The following is a 17989-nucleotide window of genomic DNA, read 5'->3' as shown; positions in this document are numbered from 1 at the left end:
CTGTCTTATTGGAAAAATTTGGCCGAATACTAACACAACACATTGCTAATATTGCCAGTGAGTACGCGATTTTTAGCGCTATTTTCGTGAGAAACAGTCCCTTAGGTTATTTTGCAACCAAGTCAATATGACAATTTTCTGTCATTGGCTGCATCAAATGATGGTATGCCTGCGAAACCTCAAGTGTAAATCGACCTGTGATTGTTTTTTCCGACATCCCATCTTCTTTTTAGTCTATTTTTTGACGCTTTGTGGAACCGACTGAAGGTGTCGATTTAAAAAGAGCGCAAATTGCATTGCAATATGAGTTGCAAGTTGCGACTCATGACAAAATGGCTATTTGCTTAGGGATAATCTAATACGGATTTTATCTCGGTCAGATTCTCTTCGATCCATTGTTTATTGATGGCGCCCCAATCAAGTATTTCATAGCGCCCAATCCGGTGGCGTTCACCTTCTGTTTGTTTAAATTCGCAGGTAATGTCCAGATCTGACAGGCTTTTTATGGTGTCCTGTGCGGTTCGTCTGGGCATGCCGGTGTATTCAAGCAGAGCAGGTACGGTGGCAATGCCTTGATCGATGAGATGAGCCACATACAGGCGACGGTAAAAGCTTGATTTTGTTTTGCTAATAGACATGGCTGCGGTGTGAACTCCCTTTCATTTTTGGCCCGGAGCTTCAGGTTAACACTATTTCCGGAGCGGATGAACAAGCAGGGAGAGGTGTCAGGTCTTTTTACAGTCACTGAAGTGTTCTTGTGAATGCCAGCCGTATGTGATTGAAAAATGAGAGTCGGAAAAGTTGGCGCGATTGGTGCATATATAAACACAGAAACCAGGCTCGTATCCGCTCGCAACAGAGCGACGGCTGAGCCAACAGGATTTCGATGTGTAGAGGGAAGCCTTTATCACTGCGCAGGGCTTAGGGGAAGCGCTGAAACTTTGCAGGGATATAAGGATAACTATAACAATGACGATAAAAATAACTTTCAACTGGCCACCTTCGGGTGGCTTTCTTTTTTGACTTGCTGTGCACTGTGGGCTGACCAGCTATCGTCATTCTTGCATGCTGAAGATGCTGGTATACAATGCATTGTTCTTTTCCTGTCTGCCGTGACGATGACAGTGCAGGCTTGGCTTTAAATAATAAGGAAAATCGTCTCTGTTATGAGCAAACTGACGGCACCGGAATTTAAAACTGCGTTTCTTCATCCCCGATACTGGCCGACTTTGCTGATGATTGGCACTATGAAGCTCATCAGTTTACTGCCATACCGAATTCAGTTTTTGATGGGGAAGGGCATCGGCCGACTGGCGATTAAACTGCTGAAAAAACGTCGTTATACGATTGAACGTAATCTTGAACTTTGTTTTCCTGAGATGTCAGAAGCTGAACGCGAAGCACTGATCAAGAAGAATGTTGATAACGCTGGTCTGGCGTTATTCGAAACTGGGATGGCCTGGTTCTGGCCGGACTGGCGATTTAAACGTCACGTTCGTTTCGAAGGTGTCGAATATCTGGACGCGCTGGAAAAAGAAGGCCGCGGTGTGTTGCTGGTCGCAGCGCATTCAATGAATCTGGAAATTGGTGCTCGTGCATTTGGATTACGAGCTCCGGGCGTTGGCGTATACCGCCCAAACAATAACCCATGTTTTGATTATTTTCAGTTTCATGGCCGGGTCAGGTCGAACCGCTATATGCTGGATCGGAAAGATGTGAAAGGGATGTTCCGTGCGCTCCGTGAAGGAGAGCGTGTCTGGTATGCACCGGATCATGACTACGGTCGTCGCCGCTCTACTTTTGCGCCTTTGTTTGCTGTTGATAAAGCCTGTACCACGACAGGCACCAGTATTCTGGTGGATGCGACTCAATGTGCCATCGTGCCAATTGCAATTGTCCGTGATACGGATGACGGTATGTACACACTGAAAATTTATCAGCCACTGGAAGGCTTCCCGCATAAAGATCCGGATGCGGCGGCGGCATTTATCAATAAAAATGCCGTTGAACCTGTCATTCTGGAAGCGCCTGAGCAGTATATGTGGCTGCACCGTCGGTTTAAGACCCGCCCGGAAGGTGAATCATCTCTTTATTGATCGACAAGACTGAAAACAGCCCGCATTTGCGGGCTGTTTTGTGATGAGCAAAGTATAAAGCTTAGGTCAGGGACTCAGTCTGTCAGGGTACCCGTCTGATAATCATGAATCGCTTGTTCTATTTCATCTATGCTGTTCATCACAAAAGGGCCGTAATGGACAACCGGTTCATGGATCGGCAGACCAGAAAGTAACAGCATGCCCGTATCCTGTGTTGCTGTGACCGACAGTCCTTCTCCTGCATCCAGGATGACCAGTTCGCCAGCGTTTGCGGTTCGGCCATCAATTTCAATCGCACCTTGATAGACATAAAGCATGGCCTGAAAGTCTGGGTTCAGACAGGAATTTAATTGTCCGCCAGCAGTGGTTTGCCAGTCGGCAATTGTGGTGGGCACACCGGTTTCCTGTAATGGACCTGTGACGGTGTCACCCTCAATGGTGAGATCACCGGCGATCACCCGGATCAGATTGTTTCGACTTAACTGTTTTTCAGCAATGACGTCGGATTGAAAGTCATGATACTGGGCCGGCTGCATCTTTTTACGGGCTGGCAGGTTAATCCAAATCTGGAAGCCATGCAGCTGGCCGTCAGTCATGACAGGCATTTCACTATGGATGACCCCTTTCCCGGCAGACATCCACTGAGCGCCGCCATCTTTTAATTCACCGCGATTTCCCATGTGATCCTGATGCTGAAAGTGTCCTTTGAGCATGTAAGTCAGGGTTTCTATGCCACGGTGTGGGTGTGGTGGAAATCCGCCAACATAGTCGGCTGCCTGGTCGGATTTCAGTTCATCCAGCATCAGGAAAGGTGAAAAAGCCGCATTTTCGAAGCCGTGTACACGCTGAATTTTGACGCCATCTCCATCAGAAGTTGGGTGAGCGCGTAGGATGCTTTGAATTTGTCTGATTGCCATGATTGCCTCCAAATTTCAGGTTCCGGCTGCTGGCCGGGATTTCTTCAAAAGTGTACGTCGGCTCTGTGTGGCAGAACAGTTGAACCCGACGAACAGCTTATTTGAAAAAATTGAATAAGAGGCGTGGCTCCTGCTGAAATGGCATGCGGAGCCTGGGGATTAACTGTGAAGACGACTTTGAATACGTTGCCATGCTTCGCAGGCCAGACGGAATTTCTCAGTATCTCCTCCCGGTCGGTCGGGATGCCAGCGAAGCGCCAGTTTACGCCACTGGCGGCGGATTTGAGCAGGACTGGCTTCAGTGGTCAGCTCCAGAATGGCCAGATCCTGTTGCCAGGAGGCATTGGTTGTGACGCTGAGGTTGCCGATATGCTTTTGATATCGTTTCCAGAATGAGGACAAGAGTTCACGGATGGCGTTGGTATCTGCTTCATAGTTTTGCCAGTCAAGATAATACTCCCGCAAAGGATCATCCGTATCGACTTGTTGCTGACCCGAATTTGCCATGAGTTTGATATCCATGGCTTGAGCCTGCAGCCATTGTTTGGGGAGTAGCATTTCCTGAAGCTGGTACAGGGCGTTCATTAATAAAAAGTTTCGCTTAAACAGATCCTGTTCGGGAACCTCGTCCAGTGTATTGATCAGGCCCTGTTGCTTCAGCGCACCTGCCATCGTGTGGACCATCCAGCCATCGTGTTGTTTTTCCAGTAAACCTAAAATTGACCAGATGAGTGGGTTTTCCGGTTGATCGTCAGAAGTGCGCTCGGGCAATGTCATTCGGTATTTCCATCAGTGATAAAAGCGAGTTTGATGTGTCGAATCGTTTTTAGAACGCTCCGACTGTTGCACTTTAGCAAAGCCAGATGTCAGACCCAAAAAAATCAGTGACTTGGTCTCAGATAGGGGAATCGGTGTCACAGCATGAATATTTTCATCGGATTGAATTGAAAAAGCCGGGCTTTTATCGCGCCGGCTTTGGAAAGTCACTCAATTGGAAAGTGATATATTACTCAACGGTGACACCATAATATTTCTGGACACATTTGGTGTAATCACCTTTTTTCAGGGTCGTGTGAGCCGTTTGGTAACCAGATTCAATTCGGCAGGCAAAGCTGCTGCCACCTGGGTTATCCGGGTAGTAGCTCCAGTCATTTTCCCAGTACAGGCCAAATGTATTGTCTCCGGTTTTCTTAAATGCTTTCATACCGGCACAGCCTAATTGCTCATCAGCCGGTACAGGGACACCCAGTGCCGCGGCATGACCCTGATAGTATTTGATACGGTTCACCGACTGTGGTTTTTCTGTCTCCAGCGTACATTCAATACCTCCATTGATGATCATGGTGGTGACACCAAAGCCCGGAACACGTTTTTCGGCAATGTCTGTGGCTGTTGGCTGCCAGGTGCCGTCAATCACGTGTAGCATCGAAGGTTTTGGTGGCTGCGGGTAAACAAAGAAGAATACCGCAGAGGCTAGGTTCAGCCAGCTGTTAGCAACACGATCTGGGTCCTGAAGCAGTACATTCACATCATTGAAGATGAAGTCAGAGAATGGACCATAGTTATAGTGGTATGACAGTTGTTTTGCACCACGACCAAAGTATTTCACATAGCTGCCGTCTGGGTTTTTACCGCATGGCCATTGTTCTGTCTGCCAGTTTGTTGCTGCACATTCACTGTTGTAACCGCAAGAGGTTGCATCATCTGAACAACCTGCTTCACGGACAAAGAACAAGCCCTGACGCCATTCTTCGTAAGGTGAGTGCGGGTTATGTGCCCCTGTTTCCTGAGTGAAATGGGCGAACATGACAGCCAGTGATTTCGCACAAATATCATCAGATTGGGCGGCACGCTCATCAGTATAAGTTGCACAGAAGCCTTTAAATTTGGCAACGGCTTTCAGAAAATTGGTGTAGGTGTATGCCGCGTTCCGTTCCGGGAATAGCTGATCCCATTTCTGTTCATTGATGAGTGATTCAACACGTTTGACGTTATCCGGGTTGGTGGAAGCGCCCGGAACAACAGCTTCGACGACGGCATTGTCACGTGTGCTGATTGATTCAAAGACGTTGGCAAATTCTGGTGAGCTGGTCAGTTCAGCCTCACGATTATCCAGATAGGTTTTGCTCATGATGTAGCTGCCATCCGGGTTTTGTCCGATGATGCCATTGGAGGGGGTCGGGTCCGGCGTTGGGTCAGGGTTCGGGCCCGGGCCTGGATCCGGATTGTTATCCACGCTGACCCATTCCCAGACGCCAGTGCCTGGCGTTGCATCTGGCGCTTCCCCTTGTGTCCACCATTTGGCTTTGTAGATTTGTCCGTTGTAGGAGACATGATCACCACCTACATAGGTTGCACTGTTTGAGTACGCCGGATAGCTGGCAACTGATGCAGTGGTTGCCTGTGTCGTGATTTGCTTCCAGGCATCACCCAGATGACTCTCTGGAGACTCACTCTCAGTGGTTCTGAGGGCTTCATAGGTGACGCCCTGATAAAGCACTTGCTCTCCGGCCTGATAGATGCCATTCACACTGTAGTTGGCGGTTGCCAAGACACTGGCTGAGAAGAGGGCACTACTGACCAGTAAGGTCCTGAGTGCCCATTGAGGGGACAGTTTTTGTTTCATCTTTGGTTCCTTTCGTGCATGAAAAAGCCGGCAAGCAAGCCGGAAAATATAAATTGCATTCAAGGTATCGCTTATCACGCATTTGTCCTGAGGAGAAATGACAAATTGTGATTGGATTCAAGAGGAAATCATGCAGCTCCGGCGTTATTGCCTGGAAGTTGTGATATTGAGCTACAACTTAATTGTTGTTGTGTAAAAAGTTGGCAGGAAAAGGGGAATATGAACAGGAAGGCAAGATGTTTGCCTTCCCGAAGGCTGGTCAGGTTTAGTCACGGAAGTTATCAAACTGGAAGGGTTTATCCAGTTCTTCAGCATTACGCACCAGCGCCATGGCAGCTTGCAAGTCATCCCGTTTTTTACCGGTGACACGCACTTTGTCACCCTGAATGGAGGCTTGCACTTTGATTTTGGAATCTTTGATCATTTTTACCAGTTGCTTCGCAATGGGAGTATCGATGCCTTGTTTAAACAGAGCTTCCTGCGAGACGGTTTTCCCAGAATGGGCGATATCTTTGGTTTCCATGGCACGGGCATCAACGCCACGCTTGGCCAGGTTTGCACGCAGGATATCGCGCATTTGCAATATCTGAAATTCAGCTTCAGCAGAAATTTTGACAATTTCTTTGTTCAGGCTGAATGACGCTTCAACGTTGCGAAAGTCAAAACGGGTTTCCAGATCTCGGTTGCTGTTATCGACCGCGTTTTTCAGTTCAACGGTGTCGACTTCAGAAATGATATCAAAAGAAGGCATGGTTTAATTCCTGCTCATCAATGTTAATGGGCGTTTTATATCATAAAACGCTGACTTAAAGGTAGTTGCACTTGACTGAATCAGCGATGTTGAACCGCTGCAGCCAGCATTTGAATCAGGTCGACGGTATCTTCCCAGTTGATACATGGGTCCGTGACAGATTGACCATAGGTCAGGCCACTTTCTAATCCTTGTTCCAGAGACTGGTTGCCCTCAACAATAAAGCTTTCGGCCATAATGCCGGCAATGTAGCGGCTACCGTTTTTGAGTTGCTGACAGATGTCTGCGGCAACATCTAGCTGTCGTTTGTGTTGTTTCTGGCAATTGCCATGGCTGAAATCTACGATCAATCGGGTAGGGAGATCGTAGTCTGCGAGGGCATCACAGGCAGCCTGAATATCTTCTGCGTGGTAGTTTGGCATTTTTCCACCACGAAGAATGACATGGCCATAAGGGTTACCGGCTGTTTTGTAGATAGTCATTTCCCCATTTTTGGCTGGGGAGCAGAATACATGCGGAACCCGGGTGGCTCGTATCGCATCAATGGCAATTTTCACATTGCCATCTGTTCCGTTTTTAAAGCCAACCGGGCAGGACAAAGCAGAGGCCATTTCACGGTGGATTTGTGATTCAGTGGTGCGGGCGCCAATGGCTCCCCAACTGATCAGATCGGCAATGTATTGACCGGTGATCATGTCCAAAAATTCAGTCGCGGTTGGCATACCCATTTGGTTGATATCGAGCAATAGTTTTCTGGCTTTGTATAAACCAGCGACTAAATCCAGACTACCATCCAGATGGGGATCAGAAACCAGACCTTTCCAGCCGACGACAGTACGTGGCTTCTCGAAGTAAGTTCGCATGACAATACAGAGCTTATCCTGGTATTGCACTTTCAGGTCGAGCAGACGGCGGGCATAATCCAGCGCAGCTTCTGTATCATGAACGGAGCACGGGCCGATGATCACAAGTAAGCGATCATCTCGACCGGTCAGGATGTCTTCAATTTCTCTGCGGGAGCGGTCGACGTGTTCGGCGATAGCATCTGAGATGGGGTGAGCTGCTTCAACTTCGTCAGGAGAGGGCATCCGTCCCAGACTGACAGTACGAAGTTCATCGGTTTTTCTTGGCATAATCCGCCTGCTTTCAGGTATAACATGGTGACGCGTAAAGATAGCCTAAAAGGCCACAGGAATAAACCAAACGTTTCATTTCCCTTGCTTTTATCGCGTGCGTTTGTACGGGTTTGAGTCAATGAAAATTTTTCATGTTGCCGAAAAATGATGCGATGACATGAAAAGGGATTGTGATGTTGTTTATCGGTATCACAATGGTTAAATATAGCAAGGCTGGTGGAGAAGGAAGAAGGAGAGTCCGGACATGGAGAAGTCAAAAGAAGTCGTTGACGGTTTGTCTGAGCAGATGACAGTGACGCGCTGTGCACAGATGGATGCGACCAGAGCGCAGGCGACTCAGTTGGAATTTATCGCGTTGGATGCGTGTATGGCAGATATTGGCATTCATCCGGATGCATTCTGCCAGTCAGATGCACCGCGAGAAATGCCGGCGATTGAGACGGAGCGCGTTGAACAACTGGTACAGGTTTTGTCAGACTTTGCCCAAAAGCGTATTGCCGCGGGGCAGACTCGGCCTGTGTTGAAGATAAAACTCAGTGGTGCTGAACTGGGGGAACCTCAGCCATACGTGAATCAGCCTGAAGGAAAGGAAGAAAATCCGCTGATGGGCGTGCGCGGTGTGTCGCGATATCTTCGGCCTGAGTGGGCAAAGTTATTTGCATTCCAGTGCGATCTCATCAAGCGCTTGCGTTTGGTTACGGGTGATTTACCACTGGCGATTGTCATTCCGTTTGTCCGCACATACAGTGATGCTGCTTCTGTGCATGATTTACTCGCTGAGCAAGGACTTTTCCGAGGCAAAGGCGGGCTGCAGGTGCATTTTATGTGTGACTTACCGGCCAATGCCGTGATGGCCGACAAATTTCTGCATTACTTTGACGGCATGGTGATCGATTTGGATCAACTGGCGCAATTTTCGCTGGCGATTGATCCGGGAAATACGGCACTGGATTATGCCTGTCAGCAGAACGATGCGGTGATTTATCTGGCTCAGCGAGCTTTGAAGATGAGTCGGGATGTTGGAAAACCCTGTGATTTTATGGGCCAGGCGGTTCAAGATGTTGCCGTCCGTCGCTGGTTGACAGAGCAAGATGTCAGTCGTGTGATTTGTACATCACAGAGTTAATCACGTTTTCAATGGAGCCGTGATTCGGCTCCTTTTCTGCGGAATCCAGGTGTTATGTAGCAATCAGGAAGAGCAGCTGATTTCCAGTGTTTTTCCCCATTCAGGTGGTTTGGCTGCGAAATGTTCAAATGCCGGGTGTTCATCATATGGGCGAGCGAGTACGGTCAGTAAGTCGTCGATCATGCTGTAGTCGCCTTTTTCTGCCTGTTCAATTGCTGTTTGGGCCAGATAGTTCCGCAAAATAAATTTCGGATTGTGCAAACGCATGAGCGCAAGGCGTGATTCGTCACTCTGTTGTTCCAGTGTGAGGCGTTTGGCATAGGCGTTGAGCCATATCTGAAGGGGAGCCATATCACGGATGATTTCAGAAAACAGGGGGTGGCTACCGGATAGCTGGCTGGCTGGGATTGTCGATAGAATCCGGAAAAATAGTGTGTAGTCCACGGCTTGAGTTGCTAGCAGATCAAACATCTGACTGAACAGCGCACTGTCTTCTTCATGCCGTTCCATGATCCCCAGCTTGTTTCTCATTCGAATGCTGTATTCCTGCTGTAGCCGGGTTTGGTAGCTATGCAGGGCTGTGTCGATTTCTGCTTTATCCAGCAGAGGCGTCAGGGCATATCCCAGTGCAGACAGGTTCCAGAGCGCAATTGAGGGCTGCTGATTAAAGGCATAGCGTCCGGTGTAATCGGAATGATTGCAGATGAAGCCTGGCTGATAATCATCCAGAAAGCCGTAAGGTCCGTAATCAAATGTCAGGCCCAGCACAGACATATTGTCTGTGTTCATCACGCCATGCGCGAAGCCGACAGCTTGCCAGTCGGCAATCAACACAGCAGTCAGATCGACAATGCGCTGAAACATGACGGCATATGGGGATGGGTGATCACGAAGATCCGAAAAGTGGTGTTTGATCAGATAATCAGCCAGTAATTTCAGATCTTCATGGCGTTGGGTGTAAAACAGATATTCAAAGTGACCGAAACGCAGGTGGCTTTCTGCAACCCGGATCAGGGTCGCGCCTTGTTCTGCTTTCTCCCGGTAAACGGGCGTGTCGCTGACAAGCACAGCCAATGCGTGGGTGGTCTGAATTCCCAGGCCTTTCATGGCAGCACTGGCCAGATATTCCCGAATGCTTGAACGCAGAACAGCCCGTCCGTCTCCCATCCGGGAGTAGGGCGTTTGTCCTGAGCCTTTCAGGTGAATATCCCATTTTTTGCCTGCTGATGTCAGAACTTCCCCCATCAGCAGGCCGCGGCCATCGCCCAGATCCGGGTTGTACTGCCCGAACTGATGTCCGGTGTATTTCATGGCGATGGGCTCAAATCCTGATAAGTCATCATTGCCCGTGAAAATGTCAGCAAAGTACGGTGTGTTAGCTTCAGCGGGATCCAGCTCAAGCAGGTCGCAAATCATAGGATTGACACTGACCAGAGACGGGTTATCCAGCGGTTGGGGCGTTATGCGTGTTCCAAAATGGCTGGGTAATTCACTGTAAGTATTGTTAAAAATCAGTTCGGTCAGTTTACGCATGCTTGGTGCCATAGAAATAAAGGACGGGTAGACAGTCATTTAGGGTAACAACTTGTCGGCGGTAAACAAGGGACAAAAAGTAGGGCTAATCGCAGCAGATGGCGGGCCTCCCCCTTTGCATTAAGCATAGGAGAGGCCAACCCGGCTGTCAGTGCAGCGGGAAGTTTGAGTGAGTTCAGTCAATCGCTTCGATATCAACAATTTTCGAGCGGTTCATGATAATTTTCCAACGCTGAATTTTCGGCTCCTGATCTTCATCGCTCTCACAAGTGATCAGGTTGATCAGGTGACGTTTTTCAACCGACTCTCGGGCAACCTGACCGTCTCGCATGATATAAATTTTCTGCGAGCCTTTTTCCATCAGCGTTGACAGAAAACGCAGATCAAACAGGATTGACTCTTTCGTCTGCTCGTAACCGGTCAAAAATTTGGTTGTCGACATTCGTGTGGTGCTTTTGTAATGCAGAATGGTTTCTTCTTTCGCCGAAACCTTATGCTTACGCGCCTTTCTGACACCGTCTTCCAGATCATCGAATCGCATGTATTCAAGCCATTCCAGTTGTCTGCCAATCAGTTTGTTGCTATTACTGTCGAAAAACTGCTTCCGCCATTTGGGTTTGCCTTTCCGAACCCAGCGCCAAAGTGCTTGCTTAAGGTCATCTTTGAAAACTTCACGTGCTGCATAAATGACGGAAAGCACCAGAATAAAAGAGGCGGTAATGTCGCCCAGTACACCGCGTGCCTCAATCAGCATGATGGTGACAAAGATCATCACAAAACCGGCTGCAAACCCGGTCACAACTTTCTTCGTTGTATTGCCGAGGACGGTGGTGTTTTCTTTCATGGTCACCGGATATTCAATCAAACGGCGAAGCAGTCGCATTTTGTTGGACATTCGCGTTGGATCGGCAGCTGCACGTTCAGAATTATAGCTGTTTGTTAAACGATGCTCAGATTCTGCCTGACAAAAGTCCAGGAAAAGGTTTTTGATTTCACCATAGTTTTCGCTACGGGGCAGGTGAGCCACCAGCGAGAGAAAGCGTTGCTCTGTAAACCACGACAAGTAGTTATCAATGTTCTGATAGTATTTCAGCAGTTCTTCATCGGTAGGGACATTTCTGCGAAGCCGTTTCAGTATCCCGGCTGAAATGCTGGCGACTTCTTCCAGTTCCTCTGTGGTTCGTTCTACTTTTTCATCAAGAAGCTGGTGAATGGTTTCTTCCAGTGCGACTGCGTACTGGTAAGCAAATAAACTCAAACTTAAGCGGTACTGGCCAGAAGACAGGTTGCCCCGGCTGGCCAGGCGGCTGTGGACTAAAGGCAGATGATGGACATCGCTAAAGTATGTACGCTTACCGTGAATGACATTGTGGTAAAACTCATCTTCAGACATGATGTTAGCGTTCAGGCCAAGCTCACCGGGGATGAAAAGAAACACATCAAGCTGACGATTTTTAGCCTCATGAATGACATGGGACAGTTTCAGGTTATGGCCATCTTTCTTTTCAACGGTGATCACTTTAAAGATATTCCTCGCAAGTTGGTTTGTTCAAACAATGTTAGCTGAAGCAGCCGGGCAATAGCACCACTCGACAAGCGCTTATGGCACGACAGCATGTTTTTTGTTCAGAAAGTCTGTTTTTGGTCAGGCAGGCTGAATCAACATCACGTATAATGCGCGTTTCAAAATAGCGTGCTTTCTCCAGTGCAGCATCATCTTTTTGTCAGAACTTGCCTGAGCAGGAGAAAGAGGCGGACATTCGCCGGATTATTTTACCCTGAGAGTGACATATTTATGATTAAAATTGGTCAGTACAACACGTTGGAAGTCGTGAAAGTTGTAGATTTTGGCGTGTTTCTGGATGGTGGTGAGGATTTCGGCAATATTTTACTGCCTAAATCGTCCGTTCCAGAAGGAACCGCTCTGGGAGATAACCTGGAAGTGTTCATCTACTTTGATTCGGAAGATGACATCATTGCAACCACAAAGCAGCCGCTGGCTCAGGTTGGCGATTTTGCCCAACTGAAAGTTGTGGGTATTTCCGGTGTCGGTGCCTTTGTTGACTGGGGGCTGGAAAAAGACTTGCTGGTTCCGTTCAGTGAGCAGCGTCGTCGTCTGGAAGTGGGGCAAATGATTATGGTCCGTGTCTATACGGACAAAGCATCTGGCCGGATTGTCGGTTCGACGAAATTTAATCGCTTTCTGGATAAAACTCCCCATCAGTATCAGGTGGGTCAGGAAGTTCAGGTCTTGATCGCTGAAGTCACTGATTTGGGTTATAAAGCGGTCATTGAAGGACTGCACTGGGGACTACTTTTCAAAACGGAGTCATTCGGAAAACTCTTTGTCGGTAAGCGATTGAAGGCGTATATCAAAGACATTCGTCCTGATGGCAAAATTAATTTATCCCTTCAGAAAGCTGGGAAAGCAAAGGTTGACGATATTGCAGATAAAATTCTGTCAGAATTAGCGCGTCAGGGTGGTTTTATTCCGCTGAGTGATAAGTCGTCTCCGGAAGAGATTTTTCAAGTGTTCCGCACCAGTAAAGCGACGTTTAAGAAAGCGATTGGCGGACTTTATAAGAAAGGCGTCCTTCTGATAGAAAATGGCGGGATCCGTCTCAACGATAACTGAAAAGGCTGCAACGCTGACACAAGCCGGTGATAGACGCCGGCTTTTTTGTGACTTCTGCTATTCCCTCTTTTTTATAATCAGCGTATGTTTATAGCAATTAGGCATCGCTGACACTTCAAGTCCCTGAAAATACAGCGATCCCTAGCGTGAATTTTAAAGAGAGCAGTGGTACGGAATACCACTGAAAGTCATATCTGTCAGGCGCCCATCCAAGGTCTTTTTCAATCTGACAACACAACATGTGACAAGGAATAAATATGCAAGGAATGAAAATGAAAGCACTGGCAGCAGGCATCGCATTGATGTTCTCTGGTGCGACTTTTGCTGCAGATGTCCCGGCTGGCGTTACATTGGCCAAGAAGCAAGAAATCGTTTGGGGCGTTGGGACGGAAGTGCCAACTCTGGATCCGACGATGACCACAGATGATTCCAGCAGTAAAATTATCAGTGACTTATTTGAAGGATTAGTCTCGGAAGATACTGAGGGGAATCTGATTCCTGCGTTGGCGACTCATTGGGAAACATCAGCCGATGGGAAGACAGTCACTTTCCACCTGCGTGAAGGGATTCAGTGGTCAAATGGTGAACCGCTCACGGCTCAAGATGTGGAATATAGCTTCAAACGAAATGCTGATCCTGCTTCTGCGGCACCTTATTCATGGTATCTGGCCACAGCGAATATTCTGAATGCGGCTGCAATCACCGATGGTAAAAAAGATAAAGAAACTTTGGGTGTGAAAGCGCTGGATGCCAAAACAGTTCAGTTTACGTTGACGCAGCCAACACCTTACTTTGTGATTATGTTGTCTCATCCGTCTACTTTCCCGGTATATCGTAAAGCCATTGAACAGTTTGGGGATAGCTGGACACGACCAGAACATATGGTGAGTTCTGGTGCGTATACACTGACCAACTGGGTGGTGAATGAGCGAATTGATCTGGTTCGGAACCCGAAATATTGGAATGATGCGAAAACAGTAATTAATAAAGCATCTTATCTGGCGATTGAAAACGATACTGCGGAATACAACCGTTATCGTACCGGTGAAATTGATATTACTGCGACGTTCCCGCTGGAGCAGTATAAACAAATCAAGAAAGATCGTCCGAATGAGCTGATCACCATGCCGTCTCTGGCAACCTATTACTATCTGTTTAACCTGAATAAGAAGCCATTTGATGATGTTCGTGTACGGAAGGCATTAGCCTATGCGATTGATCGCGACGTGGTGACGAAAATTATTTTGGGGCAAGGCCAGATTCCTGCCTTTGGCGTGACACCTCCCGCAGTCGCTGGGTTTGATGCGCCAGCGTTGCCTTGGGCGAATCTGACGCAAAAAGAACGGAACCAAAAAGCGCGTGAACTGCTGAAAGAGGCGGGTTACACTAAAGACAACCCGCTGAAGTTTGAGTTGGTATATAACACCAATGAAGCGCATAAGAAACTGGCACTGGCGATGATGTCGATGTGGAAGCAGAGCTTACCTGTCGATGTTGAGCTGGCGAATCAGGAATGGAAAACCTTCTTGCAGAAACTGTCTCAAAAAGACTTCAGCCTGGCGCGTTATGCGTGGGTTGGGGACTACAACGAGGCGTCTACTTTCCTCTCTTATTTTGAAAGTAAGGGGATGAACTATTCTCGCTGGGCGAATGATGCCTATGACAAAGCGATGGCAAATGCATTAGCTGCAAGTTCAGAGGAAGAACGTCAGAAGTATTACCAGGAAGCAGAGCGAATTTTCTCAGATGATATGCCAGCAATTCCTGTGTACTTCTATACGAAAACGGTTATTAAGTCGCCGAAAGTGGGGGGATACTCGACCACGAATGCTTCGTCACATCGTTACACCCGTGATCTTTATCTGATGAAGTAATCCTTTAAGGAAAGACATATAAAAAGAGCCTGGCATGCCAGGCTCTTTGCGTTTTACAGGTTGCATTTCATTTTTTGCGTTGCAAAGGGTTCAATTGGATGTGCTGCACACCGGGCAAGAGGGCTGTTTCATTAGCTTCATTTCCTGCCAGTGCATGGTCATGGCATCCAGCATCAGAATTTTTCCTGTGACTGGTGTTCCCATGGCGGCGATCACTTTGATCGTTTCCATCGCCTGAACAGCGCCGATGATCCCCACCAGAGGCGACATGACACCGGCCTCAACACAGGTCAGGTTTTGCTCGCCAAACAAACTGCTCAGACAGGCATAGCAAGGCTGATTGTCCTGATAAGTAAAGACGCTGACCTGACCTTCCATTCGAATTGCGGCCCCGGAAACCAAGGGCGTTTTTGTCTGATGACATAAACGGTTCAGTTGATTCCGGGTTGGCAGGTTGTCGCTACAGTCCAGTACCAGGGTGTGTTCTTCGATAAGAGGCAATAATGATGCATCATCCAACCGTTTGGCAATCGTGTGAATCTGACTGTGTGGATTGAGCTGCGCAAGGGCCAGTTTGGCCGAATCAACCTTGAGCATGCCGACTGTCGCGTCATGGTGTAGGACCTGACGTTGCAAGTTAGACAGTTCAACCTTGTCATCATCAATGAGCGTGATTTGCCCGACACCTGCCGCGACCAGATATTGGCTCGCTGCACAGCCGAGGCCACCTGCACCCAAAATCAGAACCTTGGCGGCTTTCAGTGCTTCCTGACCTTCAAAATCAAACTGACGCAGTATGATCTGGCGGTTATAGCGCAGCATTTCCTGATCAGATAACTCTTCCATTTCGGACTCCCGATCGACGAATATTTAGTACAGACTGGCGTGAAAAGGCTCAATCGTCACAATCTCTCCGGGTTGCACTTTGCCACGTTCCTGTTCAAGAATCACAAGACAGTTGGCCTGATGCATAGAGCTGAACGCCCCAGACCCCTGATTTCCAGTCGTTTTGACTTCAATCTGACCTTGTTCATTTACATGATAGATACCGCGTTGGAAGTCTGTGCGTCCCGGGCGTTTTTTAAAGACAGTACTGGCCACAGCAGGCAAGCGCTGAGGCGGCTGATACTGGCTGTGGCCCGACAGTTTTGCCAGCATGGGCTGGACGATCTGGTACAAGGTCAGCATCGCTGAGACTGGATTGCCAGGCAAACCGCAGAACCAGGTGTCTTTGATTTTTCCGAACGCAAAAGGTTTGCCCGGTTTCATCGCAATCTTCCAGAAACCCACGTCGCCCTGTTGGGCCAGAATGTCTTTGGTATAGTCGGCTTCTCCGACACTGACACCGCCAGAGGTAATCAGGACATCCGCTTCGCTGGTGGCTTTGGTAAACGCTGCATCTAATTGCGTTGGGTCATCTGGAATAATCCCCAGGTCCAACACTTCGCAACCAAATTTATCCAGCAGGGCACGAATGCCGTAACGATTACTGTCGTAGATCTGACCGGCTGCCAAAGGTTCACCCAGCGGTCGCAGTTCATCACCCGTGGAGAAAAAGGCGACTTTTGGACGTTCGAAAACAGGAATATCGGCAATTCCCAGCGAAGCGAACAGGGGGAGTTCGCGTGCTGTGATACGGGTGCCTTGAGCGACAACGACCTCACCCAGCTTGATGTCATCACCGACCGGGCGAACGTTATCCCCGGCCTGCGGTTTGGCGAGGAAGCGAATTTGATCGCCTTGGCTTTCTGTCTCTTCCTGCATGACGACCGTATCCGTTCCTTCAGGAAGCTCGGCGCCTGTCATGATGCGAATGCATTGCCCTGGCTGGCAAGTGCCGCTGAAAGGTGTGCCGGCAAAGGATTGGCCGCTCAGTGTGAGGGTCTCCTGTTTCTCTAAATCAGCCCGTTTCAGGGCGTAACCGTCCATGGCAGAGTTGGCAAACGGCGGCACGTTGATGGGGGATTTCAGATCCGCTGCCAACACACGACCAAGTGTTTCTGCCAGTGGTAATGTCGAGGTTTTGCTGATTGGTTGGACGACTGTCAGCATTTTTTCAATCGCAGTTTCTACTGGCATTAAGCCAGGCGCATCACATGATCCCATTTGCTCATCCTTCACACTTTATTCTTAATTGCTGACTATTATGACAAAAAATTCTCGATTGAACGAATTACCTCAGTAAATACGAGGTGTAATTGTTCACAAATACAGGTATCCTTCGGGCTCAGTGTTTACTGGCACGGCAGAACAGGCTAGAACATTCGCCTGAGCCAGTTGGAGGAGAGAATGACAGCATTAAGCGAATCAGCATTGAAAGTCCGTCAGGCGCTTGAGTCTCGAGGACTGGAAACCCCGATGACCAACAAGGTTGTTGACAGTGCCGAGAAAAAAGAGCGCATCGAATACCATGTCCGTGAAATTCTGGAGTTGATGTCTCTGGATTTAACCGATGACAGCCTGATGGATACGCCAAAGCGTATCGCCAAGATGTATGTGGACGAAATCTTCTCTGGCCTGGACTATGCAAATTTCCCGAAAATCACAGTGATTGATAATAAGATGAACTGTGATGAACTGGTTCGTGTGAAAGATATTACGATGACCAGTACGTGTGAGCACCATCTTGTGACCATTGATGGCAAGGCGACTGTGGCTTATATTCCACGCGGCAAGATCATCGGATTGTCTAAAATCAACCGGATTGTCAGATTTTTTGCGCAACGCCCGCAGGTACAGGAACGATTAACCCAGCAGATTTTGGTTGCTTTACAAACGTTGCTGGAAAGTGATGATGTTGCTGTCAGAATCGATGCCGTACATTATTGCGTGAAAGCACGTGGGGTGATGGATCAGACCAGCGAAACCACAACGACTGCTTTGGGTGGTATCTTTAAGCGCAACCCAGCCACCCGCGCTGAATTTCTGCATGGATTGCGTTAACCGTTTTTAAAACAGTTCAAAAAGATACCAATGAAAGCCAATGTAAGCGTTGCTTATATTGGCTTTTTTTATGGTCTCCACTTCCACATCTGCAATACAAAATTACTAAATTCATCCGAAAAACAACGTAAAAATCGTCAATGCTTGATAGATAGCCTTCATGATGATGCGTCATTCTTTAACTTTAGTGATTATCAAAATTTGAACACTTGACGAGATTGCGATTGCATAAACTTTGACTAAGAAAAGACAAAGTTTTGATCTCCAGTGGATATTTTATCGGGTTGTCAGGGATGAAATATACAGCGCAGAGCAGATGTTGGGGTTGTCTGGTTATGAGTGAATTAAAAAG

General features: G+C 48.0%; 15 protein-coding genes. 5 read left to right on the top strand and 10 right to left on the bottom strand.

Annotation, left to right across the window (positions count from 1 at the left end; all coding sequences use genetic code 11):
- Window positions 1–344: 344 nt before the first annotated feature.
- Window positions 345–638, bottom strand: a complete 294-nt coding sequence (locus EA58_RS11660) for a winged helix-turn-helix domain-containing protein (protein ID WP_036752794.1) — start codon at window positions 636–638, stop codon at window positions 345–347.
- A gap of 528 nt (window positions 639–1166) precedes the next feature.
- Here EA58_RS11660 and lpxL point away from each other — a divergent pair.
- The gene (gene lpxL / locus EA58_RS11650) at window positions 1167–2096 is read left to right on the top strand and encodes an LpxL/LpxP family Kdo(2)-lipid IV(A) lauroyl/palmitoleoyl acyltransferase (protein WP_036752788.1); all 930 of its coding nucleotides are present in this window, start codon (window positions 1167–1169) and stop codon (window positions 2094–2096) included.
- Between the two features lie 74 nt (window positions 2097–2170).
- Here lpxL and EA58_RS11645 read toward each other — a convergent pair whose 3' ends face one another.
- The 5 genes from EA58_RS11645 to EA58_RS11620 all read right to left on the bottom strand — a co-directional run bounded on the left by EA58_RS11645 (window position 2171) and on the right by EA58_RS11620 (window position 7523).
- Window positions 2171–3013, bottom strand: coding sequence for a pirin family protein (locus EA58_RS11645; RefSeq protein WP_036752785.1), 843 nt, complete (start codon window positions 3011–3013; stop codon window positions 2171–2173).
- A gap of 159 nt (window positions 3014–3172) precedes the next feature.
- On the bottom strand, window positions 3173–3790 hold the full coding sequence (locus EA58_RS11640) for a DNA-J related domain-containing protein (RefSeq protein ID WP_036752783.1): 618 nt from the start codon (window positions 3788–3790) through the stop codon (window positions 3173–3175).
- A gap of 229 nt (window positions 3791–4019) precedes the next feature.
- Window positions 4020–5639, bottom strand: coding sequence for a glycoside hydrolase family 19 protein (locus EA58_RS11630; protein ID WP_051642039.1), 1620 nt, complete (start codon window positions 5637–5639; stop codon window positions 4020–4022).
- Window positions 5640–5904: 265 nt separating this feature from the next.
- The gene (locus EA58_RS11625; protein WP_036752778.1) at window positions 5905–6390 is read right to left on the bottom strand and encodes a YajQ family cyclic di-GMP-binding protein; all 486 of its coding nucleotides are present in this window, start codon (window positions 6388–6390) and stop codon (window positions 5905–5907) included.
- Between the two features lie 80 nt (window positions 6391–6470).
- Entirely contained in the window at window positions 6471–7523 is a 1053-nt protein-coding gene (locus EA58_RS11620; protein ID WP_036752776.1) for a 3-deoxy-7-phosphoheptulonate synthase, read from the bottom strand.
- Between the two features lie 247 nt (window positions 7524–7770).
- On the opposite strand from EA58_RS11620, the gene EA58_RS20950 reads away from it, so the two are divergent.
- Window positions 7771–8652: a putative PEP-binding protein gene (locus EA58_RS20950; protein ID WP_051642038.1), complete on the top strand. Its 882-nt coding sequence runs from the start codon at window positions 7771–7773 to the stop codon at window positions 8650–8652.
- A 63-nt stretch (window positions 8653–8715) separates the two neighbouring features.
- Here the strand turns inward: EA58_RS20950 and EA58_RS11610 are convergent, their stop codons facing one another.
- Both EA58_RS11610 and EA58_RS11605 read right to left on the bottom strand, forming a co-directional pair.
- Window positions 8716–10185, bottom strand: coding sequence for a protein adenylyltransferase SelO (locus tag EA58_RS11610; RefSeq protein WP_036753008.1), 1470 nt, complete (start codon window positions 10183–10185; stop codon window positions 8716–8718).
- A gap of 175 nt (window positions 10186–10360) precedes the next feature.
- Complete coding sequence (locus tag EA58_RS11605) at window positions 10361–11704, bottom strand: hypothetical protein (RefSeq protein WP_036752774.1); 1344 nt, start codon at window positions 11702–11704, stop codon at window positions 10361–10363.
- A gap of 276 nt (window positions 11705–11980) precedes the next feature.
- On the opposite strand from EA58_RS11605, the gene EA58_RS11600 reads away from it, so the two are divergent.
- Window positions 11981–12820, top strand: coding sequence for a CvfB family protein (locus EA58_RS11600; RefSeq protein WP_036752772.1), 840 nt, complete (start codon window positions 11981–11983; stop codon window positions 12818–12820).
- 257 nt (window positions 12821–13077) lie between these two features.
- A complete protein-coding gene (locus EA58_RS11595; protein ID WP_036752770.1) occupies window positions 13078–14694 on the top strand; it encodes a peptide ABC transporter substrate-binding protein in 1617 nt (538 codons plus the stop codon).
- Between the two features lie 90 nt (window positions 14695–14784).
- On the opposite strand, the gene moeB is transcribed toward EA58_RS11595, so the two are convergent.
- Together moeB and moeA are read right to left on the bottom strand one after the other, a co-directional pair.
- A complete protein-coding gene (gene moeB / locus EA58_RS11590) occupies window positions 14785–15540 on the bottom strand; it encodes a molybdopterin-synthase adenylyltransferase MoeB (RefSeq protein ID WP_036752768.1) in 756 nt (251 codons plus the stop codon).
- Between the two features lie 24 nt (window positions 15541–15564).
- Window positions 15565–16800 (bottom strand): molybdopterin molybdotransferase MoeA, encoded by a 1236-nt coding sequence (gene moeA / locus EA58_RS11585; protein WP_036752766.1) that lies wholly within the window; start codon window positions 16798–16800, stop codon window positions 15565–15567.
- 183 nt (window positions 16801–16983) lie between these two features.
- On the opposite strand from moeA, the gene folE reads away from it, so the two are divergent.
- Window positions 16984–17637 carry a GTP cyclohydrolase I FolE gene (gene folE, locus EA58_RS11580; RefSeq protein WP_036752763.1) on the top strand — a complete coding sequence of 218 codons (654 nt, stop codon included), beginning with the start codon at window positions 16984–16986 and terminating at the stop codon, window positions 17635–17637.
- Window positions 17638–17989: the final 352 nt, after the last annotated feature.

The sequence above is a fragment of the Photobacterium galatheae genome (genome assembly GCF_000695255.1).
Lineage (GTDB): Bacteria > Pseudomonadota > Gammaproteobacteria > Enterobacterales > Vibrionaceae > Photobacterium > Photobacterium galatheae.
Note: the sequence above shows the minus strand (reverse complement) of the source record. Positions and strands in the feature narration are given on the sequence as shown.